Source organism: Streptomyces sp. NPDC032822 (genome assembly GCF_055578825.1).
On the sequence record NZ_JBVIOL010000001.1, the window covers coordinates 1,073,760 to 1,084,399 of the forward strand.

Annotated in this window: 9 protein-coding genes; 7 read left to right on the forward strand and 2 right to left on the reverse strand. The window is 72.0% G+C overall.

Translation table 11 applies throughout. From position 1 onward, the window contains the following. Positions 1-15: 15 nt before the first annotated feature. From ACZ5VD_RS04965 to ACZ5VD_RS04990, 6 genes are all read left to right on the forward strand, one after another. Positions 16-858: a hypothetical protein gene (locus ACZ5VD_RS04965; protein WP_468680768.1), complete on the forward strand. Its 843-nt coding sequence runs from the start codon at positions 16-18 to the stop codon at positions 856-858. Positions 859-920: 62 nt separating this feature from the next. Beyond that, complete coding sequence (locus tag ACZ5VD_RS04970; RefSeq protein WP_468680770.1) at positions 921-1,517, forward strand: hypothetical protein; 597 nt, start codon at positions 921-923, stop codon at positions 1,515-1,517. A gap of 6 nt (positions 1,518-1,523) precedes the next feature. Further along, positions 1,524-2,024 carry a hypothetical protein gene (locus ACZ5VD_RS04975; protein WP_468680773.1) on the forward strand — a complete coding sequence of 167 codons (501 nt, stop codon included), beginning with the start codon at positions 1,524-1,526 and terminating at the stop codon, positions 2,022-2,024. After that, a complete protein-coding gene (locus ACZ5VD_RS04980) occupies positions 2,005-2,559 on the forward strand; it encodes a DUF2399 domain-containing protein (RefSeq protein WP_468680776.1) in 555 nt (184 codons plus the stop codon). The genes ACZ5VD_RS04975 and ACZ5VD_RS04980 overlap by 20 nt, the downstream gene beginning before the upstream one ends. A gap of 425 nt (positions 2,560-2,984) precedes the next feature. Further along, entirely contained in the window at positions 2,985-6,293 is a 3,309-nt protein-coding gene (locus ACZ5VD_RS04985; protein WP_468680778.1) for an SdrD B-like domain-containing protein, read from the forward strand. A 106-nt stretch (positions 6,294-6,399) separates the two neighbouring features. Next, on the forward strand, positions 6,400-7,314 hold the full coding sequence (locus ACZ5VD_RS04990; protein ID WP_468550628.1) for a hypothetical protein: 915 nt from the start codon (positions 6,400-6,402) through the stop codon (positions 7,312-7,314). Positions 7,315-7,319: 5 nt separating this feature from the next. Here the strand turns inward: ACZ5VD_RS04990 and ACZ5VD_RS04995 are convergent, their stop codons facing one another. Next, complete coding sequence (locus tag ACZ5VD_RS04995) at positions 7,320-8,633, reverse strand: right-handed parallel beta-helix repeat-containing protein (protein WP_468550627.1); 1,314 nt, start codon at positions 8,631-8,633, stop codon at positions 7,320-7,322. Between the two features lie 87 nt (positions 8,634-8,720). Between ACZ5VD_RS04995 and ACZ5VD_RS05000 the strand changes: the two genes are divergently transcribed. Continuing rightward, positions 8,721-9,926 carry a Dyp-type peroxidase gene (locus tag ACZ5VD_RS05000; protein WP_468550626.1) on the forward strand — a complete coding sequence of 402 codons (1,206 nt, stop codon included), beginning with the start codon at positions 8,721-8,723 and terminating at the stop codon, positions 9,924-9,926. On the opposite strand, the gene ACZ5VD_RS05005 is transcribed toward ACZ5VD_RS05000, so the two are convergent. Further along, positions 9,841-10,548, reverse strand: a complete 708-nt coding sequence (locus ACZ5VD_RS05005) for a L,D-transpeptidase family protein (protein ID WP_468680780.1) — start codon at positions 10,546-10,548, stop codon at positions 9,841-9,843. The two genes, ACZ5VD_RS05000 and ACZ5VD_RS05005, sit on opposite strands and share 86 nt — an antisense overlap. Positions 10,549-10,640: the final 92 nt, after the last annotated feature.

Consider the following 10,640-nt stretch of genomic DNA (forward strand, 5'->3'; position numbering starts at 1 on the left):
AAGGAGGAGGCGTTGATGGAAGACGAGGCACCGGGGATGGACGTGCACATCGAGGTCACCCTCGACGAGCAGTCGGCCGTGTCGCGCGGCGAGGTCCTGGCCCGTTGGTTCAGGGCCGCGGTCGACTCCTTCTTCCCCGATCCGGCCGCGTACGACGAGGCCCACGTGTCGGTCGACGACTCGTTCGAGAGGGGTGGGGACGTACTGCGGGCCAAGGGGGTCGAGGAGAACTGGCGGGCGCTGGAGGAGAGGCTCCTGCGCCACCCCTTCCACGCCTCGGTCAACTTCTTCGTCCCGGTGGACCACCCCTACGAAACGGTGGGCGACTTCGGACGCGTGACCAGCTCCTATCTGCGCAGCGACGGCAGCTACACGGCCCTGGCCGTCGGGCTGCGGGCCGCGGAACGGACCGCGGACCCGGAGCTGTGCGCGCGGATCGTGGACTTCCTCGTCACCGCTCTGGACGGTTCGGATCCCGCCTTCACGCGCGTGGAGTACCTGGACTTCGCTGACACGACGCACCTGGAGGCGGCGCTACTACGGACCCGCCGCAAGTCCCTGCGCGAGTCCCGCACCCACCTCCGCGGCTACTCCTGGGTCACCGGTGTGCCGAGCGAGCTGGCCGCCCGGCTGGGCGGCGCGCAACGACTCGCGGACACCGGTGTCTTCCACGCCGTACGGGAACTGCGCGGCGGCGGGCTGCTGCTCCAGGCGACCGAGACCCTCGCCGGGTACGACGACCGGGCCATGCGCGAGATCTTCCGGGTGCTGGCACCGGTGCTGCCACCCGGCATCCCCCGTGACGACCCCGCCCGCCCGGAGCTGCGGGTCGTCTTCGAGGACGCGAGCGGAATCTGAGTGCCTCGGCCCGGACCCGGGCTCCCCTGGACACCCTCATCAAGCAGCACGTCGCGCCGGTCATGAAGGCGGCCGGCTTCACGAAGAAGGGCAGGACCTTCCGGCTGGTGGCACCACACGGCGATCACCTGCTGATGGAGGTCCACCGGGAGGCGGTCAACCCGGGCCGGGAGGTCTTCGACGTCACGTTCACGCTGGTTCCCCTGTCCCACTGGGAGTTCGTGAACCGCCAGTACGCCGAACCGTCCCAGCCCGACGCCAGTGGGGCCCTGGCCACCTGCCCGGTGATGCCGCCGGCCGAGGTCGCCCACGAGCCCGACGAGGAGATGCCGTTCCGGTCCCGGTGGGCCTTCGTGGAGCCGGGCACCCGGGACCTGTGCGGACGGGAACTGGCCCGGGTCCTCATGGAGGAGTCGATTCCGTACATGGTGCGACTGCTCGATCGCGGGACGCTGCTGGAGGAGACCCGGGTCAACCCGAACGGTGAACTGTTGCGCCTGAGGGGTTGGCCCATGACCGAGATCTTCCTGCGCGTCGACGACGACCCGGTCGCGGACGTGACCGCCCTGGTCGACAAGGCCGAGGCCGAGGAGGTCTTCGCTCCCTTCGTCACCTGGGCCCGTGAGCGGCTGGCCCGGCGCGCGGCGCGGGAGGACTGAGGCGTCGTGGGCTTCTGGGGCTCCTTCGTCGTGTGCCGCGGCGAGACCCCGCTCGACGACCTCCAGGCGGTCGTCGAGCGGCACGACGGCATCGACGAACACGAGCACCGGCCCGGCGGCTGGCAGATCGGCCGCTACCCGGGCCCGGAACTCGCCGACGACGGCCCGGGCCTCCTCGCCGACCTGGCGGAGGAAACGGGGGCACCCGCCCTGGCCGGGTTCGTGCTGGACAGCGACACGGTCTTCATCGAGGGCCACTCGGCGGTCGGCGGGTACTGGCGGGCCTGTCTGGCACGCGCGGCGGCCCAGAGCTACTGCGAGGACGACGACGAGGACTTCGACGCCCAGTTCCCGCTCCCGGAGCAGGCCGCGCGCGCCGCGGCCGCCTGGGCGAGCGAGGCGGGACTCACCCCCGACGCGGCCGGCCTTCTCGCGGTCTTCGCCGTGGAGGACGCCGATTTCGCGGAGGAGCTGTTCCTTCGGCTCCTTGAGGCCCTGGGAGTCTGAGGGACCACGGTTCTCTGCGTCCCGGAGGGACCCGAGTGGAAGACGAATCGCCCAGCATGGACGTGACCCTCTGGGCCACGCTCGACGAACAGGCGGGCGCGCCACGTGGGGACCTCCTCGCGCGCTGGTTCCGTACCGCGATCGACTGCTTCTTCTCCGGTGGGGCGGAGGAGTTCGCCGACTCGTACGCGGTCGTTGCACCTCGGGCAGCGCGACGACGGTCGTGCTCACCCTGCTCGACGCGCTGGCCGCCGCCGGGTGCGCCTTCGCCTACCACGGTGACTTCGACTGGCCGGGGATCGCGCTGGCCAACCGTGTCGTGGAGCGTTACGACGCCCAGGCGTGGCGCATGACAGCGGGGGACTACGAGTACCTTGCGACCCGCACCCAACTGCAGGGCACTCCGCAGCTTCTCCTCGCCGGGCCGCGGGTGGAAGCCGTCTGGGATGCGGAACTGGCCCCGGCCATGGAAGCCCTGGGCATCGCCCTCCACGAGGAGGCGGCGCTCGACCTGCTCCTGGAGGACCTCGGCTGACCCTCGGGAAGAGAAGGCATGCCCAGCCGGCCGCCTGGCCCTGACCTCCTGCCCGAACGCCGCGACAAGGTCGGCGACCGACAGGATCACCCGTACCCACGCGGACCGACGGACCCCCGAGGGAACCACTTCCTACCCCCGCCCCCGCAGCGCCCCGCACCCGAGCCCCCAAACCCTCCCCGTGAAGGTCCCGTGAAGACCACTCTTCAGCCCGATCCCGCGCCACCCCCGATCAGTCCGTTAATCCGACATTCCTCCTAACGGGTCGATTCGATCATCTTTACCGTTCCTATACATATCTAGATGGGGGTCCGCTCTACGCTCCACGAGACGAGGACACCGTGTTCAGAGGAGAACCAGACGCCGGCGCAGCGCGCCGGTGGACGCAGGACGCTCCGCCGGGGCGGAGGAGACGGCTGGCCGGGGTGGCCGGTCTGAGTTTCGCGTTGGTGGTGACCGGGTCGTTCGCGGGTGCGGCGGCCGGTCCGAGGTTCGAGGGCGCGGCGGTGCGGGCCGCCGCACCCGGGGACGGCACCGTGACCGTCCGGGTCGTCACCGAGGTCGACGCCGACGGTGCCTACGACAGCGTGCTGGAGCCGGGGCTCGCCGGTGTCACGGTCACCCTGACGGACGACGCCGGTACGGTCCTGACCAGCACGACCGGGGCCGACGGCACCGCCGTCTTCACCCCGGCGACCTCCGCCCTGACCGGCGGCAGGTACCGCGTCCAGGTCACCAACCCCGACCCGGGCAACCTCTCCCCGGCGGTCGCGGGCCTTGGCACCGGTGCGGACGTCATCCGCAGCAACGTCGGCTTCGTCGACGTCTCCGGCGGCACGAGCGCCACATACACGACCGGTTTCTGGGAGCCTGGCGTCTACTGCCAGGAGAACCCGGACCTGGTCACCTGCAACATCGCCAAGGGCGACGCCCCCGGCACCTACAAGGGCCTGGTCTCCTTCGGCGGGGACTTCACGAACACGTCCCCCGGCGGAGACGTCACCCAGCTGACGGACAACACCCGACAGCAGGCCGTGTTCGGTATTGGCGTGGACCGCACCGGCAACACGTACATGGGCACGCTCGTCAAGCGGCACGCGGCCTACGGCCCGGCGGGCAACACCAACACCATCTACCGCCAGTTCGGCACCAGCGCCACCGTCGGCACCTTCGTCACGCTGCCCGGCACCCTCACCGAGCACGTCACCACCGACAACTGGCTGCACGACGACGCGGTCTACGCCAAGGTCGGCCGCGAGGGTATCGGTGACGTCGACGTCTCCGGCGACGGCAGGACGCTGTACGCGGTCAACCTCAGCGACTCCAAGCTGTACAGCGTGCCCATCCAGGGCTCCGGTGACGCCGTCACCCCCGGCACGCCGACGCCGTACGACATCCCCAAGCCGGCGACCTGTGCCGGCGAGTGGCACCCCTACGGCATCGGCGTGCGCGGCAAGCGCGTGCTGGTGGGCGGGGTGTGCGGCGCCGAGTCGACCGTCACCACGGCCGCCCCGTGGGGCGACCCCACGCAACTCGGTGCGCATGTCTACGAGTTCAAGAGCGGTACGTTCAGTGAGATCTTCACGCACGCGCTGAACTACGAGCGCGGCTGCGCCTACCGGTTCACCGGACTGCCGGCCGACGCCTACCGCTGCACCAAGCCCTCCACCGTCGGCCAGGTCATGAGCGCCGAGTGGGAGGCCTGGAACGAGCGGGTCCCGGGCCGGGAGTCGCACTCCTTCATCTCCGCGCCGCAGCCGATCCTGTCCAACATCGAGATCGCCGACAACGGCGACCTGGTGCTCGGCTACCGCGACCGCTTCGGCGACATGACGGGCACCTCGACCTACGCGTACAACAGCACGGCGGAGCCGCTGCTCACCGGCATCGCCGCCGGTGACGTCCTGCGCGCCTGCAAGTCCGGGACGACGTACACGCTGGAGAACAACGGCTCCTGCGGCGCTCTGACCGGCAGTCTGCCGGGCAACGGCGAGGGCCCCGGCGGCGGCGAGTTCTACGACGACTCCACGACCCTCTCCGACGCGGTCCACGACCAGCTCGGCGAGGGCGGCATGGTGCTCCAGCCGTACCGCGACAAGGCGTGGAGCACGGCCTACGACCCGTTCAACGCCTACCAGCAGGGTGTCCGCCGCTGGACCGCGGACAGCGGTGCGGTCGAGGGCAACCTCCTCGTCCAGACGACCTGGGACGGGACTGCGGCCCTCCGGCAGAACCTCTTCGGCAAGGCCAACGGCCTCGCCGACCTGGAACTCGTCTGCGACCAGGCGCCGGTCCAGATCGGAAACCGTGTCTGGTACGACTCCAACGGCAACGGCGTCCAGGACCCGTCCGAGCCGCCGATCGCCGGTGTGGTCGTCACACTGACGTCCACCGACGGCCGCGAACTCACGGCCACGACCGACGCCGACGGCGAGTACTACCTCGGGACGAAGGAAGGCCTGAAGCCCGACACCTCGTACGCGGCCGCCTTCGACTACAGCGGCATCGACCCGTCCACGCTGCCCGGCTCCCCGACCCTCGCCGAGCTCAAGTGGACGGCGAAGGAAGCCGGTTCGGACCGCGCGATCGACTCGAACGTCGACCCGGAGGGCAAGACGACCGTCGCGGTCGGCGCGCCGGGACACGTCGACCACACGATCGACGCGGGCCTGGTCGGACCGGTCGACAAGCTGGGCGACTACGTCTGGTACGACGAGAACGGCAACGGCCTGCAGGACCCCGGTGAGAAGCCCGTGCCAGGCCTCACGGTCAACCTGGTCGACCCCGCCACCGGCGATGTCATCAGGACGACCAGGACCGACGACCAGGGCAAGTACCTCTTCGACAAGCTGGCGGACGGCTCGTACAAGGTCTGCTTCGTGAAGCCGGACGGCTACCGGTGGACGACCCGGAACGCTGGCGGGGCCGGCGACGATTCGGTCGTCGACCCGAGGACGGGCTGTACGGACCCGGTGACTTTGGGCCCGGCCAAGCGCCAGGACCTCACCCTGGACGCCGGACTCGTCCCGCTCAACAAGCTGGGCGACTACGTCTGGTACGACGAGAACGGCAACGGCCTCCAGGACCCGGGCGAGCCCGGCGCCAAGGACGTCACGGTCAAGCTGATCGACCCGGACACGGGGCGCGTCGTGCGGACGACCAGGACCGACGCCGACGGCAAGTACCTGTTCACGGATCTGCGGGACGGGAAGTACAAGGTCTGCTTCAGCAAGCCGCGAGGCTTCCTGTGGACCAAGCGGCAGGCGGGAGCGGTGGGTGACGACTCCGTCGTGTATCCCGCCACCGGATGCTCCGGCGTGGTCACCCTCGGTCCGGGCCACCGCGTGGACCTCACCCTCGACGCCGGTCTGGTCAAGGCGCTGAGGCTGACGGTCGTCAAGTCCGACAAGAAGACCGGTAAGCCGCTGCGCGGCGCGGTCTTCGAGCTGTGGCTCGACAGCAACGGCACACCGGGGCTCCAGCGGTCCGGCGCCAAGCGGGACAAGCGGGTCGACGACTGCGTGACCGGCAAGAACGGCAAGTGCGCCTTCACGTATCTGCCGATCGGCACGTACTACCTCGTGGAGAAGGACGTCCCCGAGGGTTACGTACTGCCCAAGAAGCCGGTCACCGGCCCGTACGCGCTCACCCTGCGGAACGCGGCGACGGGCGACGGCCTGGTCGTGCGGATCGCCAACGAGCGGGGGGAGCCCTGCAAGGGCAAGAAGTGCTGACGCCCTGCCCAGTGGGGTGACGGCCGCGCACCCGGGAGGGTGACGCGGGGCGGGCCGCGTACCGGTGTCGACCGGTACGCGGCCCGCCCGCGTGTAGAGACGTGCCATGCGCAACAGTGGCGGGAAACAGCGGCGGACAACGGTGCTGACAGCGGTACGGACCCGGGTTCCCGGTCGATCCCGACTCCGGTGGGCGGCGGGGATCGCCGCGGCCGGGGCCATCGCCTGTGGCGCCGCCCTGCTGCTTTCCGGCGGCGGGGCGGCCGGGCCGCGACCGGTCTCCGCCGACGAGGCGCAACGCATGGCGCTCGCCCGCTTTCGCACGTACCAGGTCAGCCCGTCACGGGTCACCGTCCGGACGGCCGCGGGCGACGGCACGGTCGTGGTGCGCGCGGTGGTCGACCACCGGCGGCACCGGGGGGTCGGCTGGTACGAGGTGACGGGCACCGGACGCCCCGACGGCGGACTGCTGGCCTGGGACCGGAGCGGGCTCGCGGTCGCGGTCACGGGCGCACGAGACGGCGAGGGGAGGAGCGGCGAGGAGAAAGCGGGGAAGACCCCGGCTGCCGGGTCCCGGCCCGGAGCTGCTCCCGGCCCCGCCCCCGCCTCCCCCGAGCGGGCGCTGCGCGAGGCCGCGCGGCTGAAGCCGACCGAATGGAGCCGCCGTGCCTACGGCGGCACCCCGCTCGACACGGCCCTGCGGCTGACGCTGTCCATGGCGGCCGACCGCCCGGACAACGCCCAGCTCCTGGCCCGGTCTGGCCCCCTCCGGCTCCGCGAAGAACGGCTCGACGGGCGCCGCTACGACGTCTTCTCCGGCCCGCGCCCCCGCCCGAACGCCTCCGCGTCGCCGTCCCGCTCCCGCACCGAGCGCTCCCCGCTGACGTACTGGATCGACGGGGAGGGCGGCCTGCGCCGGGTCATGGCGGACACGGGGCCGGGCCGCACGATCACCGTCGACCTCGGCGGGGTCAGGGTGCGGGGTGCGGGGGTGCCGGGGGAGCCCTGGGGGGAGCGGTAGACCGGTCAGCGGCGGGGCACCGCGCTCGCCGTCGCCGGGAGCGGGAACTCAGCCGGGTCGACCTGGCCGGGCAGGTCCGTCGCCGGGCGGGGTGGGGTCGTACGGGCCCGCGGCATGGAGGGCTGGGCCGGTGGCGCCGGGACCTCCTGGAACGAGATGCCCGGGGGCGCCTGGACGGGGGCCGGCTGGCCCAGGGGGGCCGGGACCAGGCCCGTCGTGTCCTTGTCCAGGGTCGCCCGCGCCGCCTTCCCGCAGCGTGTCGCACGGGGCAGCCGGGCCGGGCTCGTGGTCGATTCCCCGTTGGCGGTGAGGCAGTTGCCGGCCGCGGAGCCGGTGGCCAGCACCAGGTCGATGCCGTTGGCGCGGATCCGGTTGGCGAGCACGGTGTTGGCACGCGCCGGGTAGCCCTGTACGTCGCTCAGCAGCACCCCGGCGGCCCGGTTACCGCTGATCAGGTTGCGCTCCACGACGTTGCCGCGACCGCCGCCGGCGCCGATCCCGATGCCGAAGCCGCCGTCGGCCTGCTCGGGGCTCGCGTCGTCGTTGTTGTCGGTGAGCGCGTTGCCCGCGACGACCGCCCCGTGCTGCGGGCCCAGCGCTTCCAGGTCGTTGGAGTTGAGGGTCAGCCCCACCCGGTTGCGGTCGGCCCGGTTGCCCAGCAGATACAGCCGCTCGGAGGCGTTGGTGACCTCCAGGCCCACCGCGTTGTGCTCCACGGTGTTGTCCCGCACCACCGTGTCGCACGGACGGCACTGGCCGACGTAGATCCCGGAGTCGGCGTGCCCGGACGCGTAGGAGCGCTCGATGACCCCGGAGCGGGCGTCGAAGGCGTAGATCCCGTACAGCGCGTTGTTGTACGCCGTCACGTACGAGGCCCGGAACCCTTTCAGCGGGGGGAACTTGACGGTGTCCAGCGGGTCGTACGCCGAGCCGCCCGCGCCGCCCGCCTGGAGGCTCTCGTCGGTCACGCCGGTGAACAGCACGCCGTTGGCGAGGTGGTTGCGGACGGTCAGGTTCTCCACGACGGAACCGGCGCCGGTCACGGTGATGCCGTTGGCGCGCCGGAACTGCCCGTCGACGATCACTGTCGACCGGTCGGTACCGCGCAGCACGACCCGGGGCGCGGACACCGTCACGCTCTCCCGGTAGACCCCCGGCGAGACCAGCACCAGGCCGCCCTCGCCGACCTGGTCGACGGCGCGTTGCAGGGACGGGGTGTCCTGCGGGACGCGGACGACCGAGGCCGGTGCCGCGCCCCCGGACCCCGGTGCGGAGCCGCCGGTACAGCCGGTGGCGCCCATCAGGAGCAACAGGGACACGGCCGGCAGCCCATGGGACACGGCCCGCGTGAGACGAAGAAAGTGAGTGTTTCGCACGATCGAAGATGTATCGTCCCGTTCGATCCCATGACAGCACATGCCGCTTTCGCCACGCCCGACGGCGCGTCGGACCCCGCCCGCCGGGACGTCCTGGCCCGCGCCGCGGCCCTCGGCGCGCTCGCCGCGACCGCCGCCTGTTCCGCCGGAGCACCGGACTCACCGCCCGCCGCCGGTCCGGCGACGTTCCGTTTCCGGGGCGTCCGCCAAGGTGGCGTGACCACGCCGCCGCAGGACGCGGCCCTGGTCGTGTCATACGACCTCGCCCCCGGCGTGCGCGGAGCGGCGGGGGCTCGGGCGCTCCGGGAGGTGCTGGCGCGCTGGACCCGCGCGCTGGACGACGCCCTGGAGGGGGTCGCCGACGAGGCCTTGGACGGCGCCGGCGATGAGACTGTGGGCGGGGCCGCCGTCGGTCTGGAAGGGGCGGCGCGGGCGCACCTCACCGCGACCGTCGCCGTCGGTCCACGACTGCCCAAGATGCTCCGGGTACCCGCGCCCGCCGCCCTGCGCGAGCTGCCACCCTTCCCCGACGACCGGCTCGACCCCGCCCACAGCGGCGGTGACCTGCTGCTCCAGCTCTGCGCCGACGACCCGGGCACCGCCCTGGCCGCCGCGACCACGCTGACCCGGCTGGCCGGCGACACCCTGCGCCCGCGTTGGCGGCAGACCGGCTTCCTGCCGCCCACCCCGGCCGGGCGCACCCCCCGCAACCAGCTCGGCTTCAAGGACGGCACGGAGAATCCGACCCCGCTGGAGTGCGAACGCTGGGTCTGGTCCGACGACGGAACCTTCCTGGTCGTACGCCGTATCCACATCGGCGTCGACGCGTTCGCCCGGCTCGGTACGGCCCGGCAGGAGGAGGTCATCGGCCGGCACCGGGCCAGCGGGGCGCCGCTGGGCGGCAGCCACGAGCACGACGACGTGGACATCTTCGCGAAGACCCCGCAGGGGCGGTACGTCATTCCGCTGCGGTCGCATGTCCGCGCGGCCAGCCCCCGGCTCGACGCCGGGGCGCGGATGCTGCGGCGCGGATACTCCTACGACGCCGGGCCCGACGACCGGGGACTGCTGTTCCTCGCCTTCATGCGGGATCCGGCGCTGTTCGCGCGGGTCCAGCACCGGATGACCGCGGGGGACGAGCTGAGCAGGTTCACCGAGCACCGGGGTTCGGCGGTGGCGTACGTACTGCCGGGTGCTCGTCCGGGCGAGGATCTGGGTGCTCGGCTGCTGGCCTGAGCGTGCGTTCCGTACCCGGTTTGGTGCCCCACACGAACACGGCGTCGTCCTCGGCGAGGGCGTCCCACAGCCGCCGCGCGTCGTCCCGGCGCAGGTTGACGCAGCCGTGCGAGCCGCCGGAGAACAAGTCGCCGACGGTGCCGTGGAAGGCCTGGCCGTCGCTGAAGAACTGGGCATAGGGCATGGGCGCGTTGTCGTACAGGTCGGAGTAGTGGTCGAGGTTGCGCCAGTAGACGGAGTGCCAGCCGGTGCGGGTCTCGTAGCCGTCGCGGCCGGAGCGGATCGGCACCGGCGCGAACACCACTCGACGTCCCGTCTGCACCCACATCAGCTGCCGGGTCAGGTCGACGCACGCGACGCGGTACGAACGGACGGGGCAGTCGCCCGCCGCGTTCGGGGCGGGACGCGCCTCGACGACCAGCATCGTGCGGTAGGTCGCGAGGCCCGCGTAGCCGTCTGCGGGGCGCAGGCCGTTACGGCCCTGGAAGTCGCGGATCGCCACACAGTCGGCCGGGCCCTGCCGCCCGTCCACGGGCAGCCGCAGATGCCGCTCCAACTCCCGCTGGTACGGCCCCGTGCCCGCCGTGCAGGGCCCCGGCGCCGGGGGGGAGGGGGGGCCCACCCCCTGCGGCCCCCCCCCCCCCCAGAACCCGACCGGCCACCCGGACACGAAAAAAAAAGGACAAGGAAAGCCCAAGAAACAAAAAAAAAGGC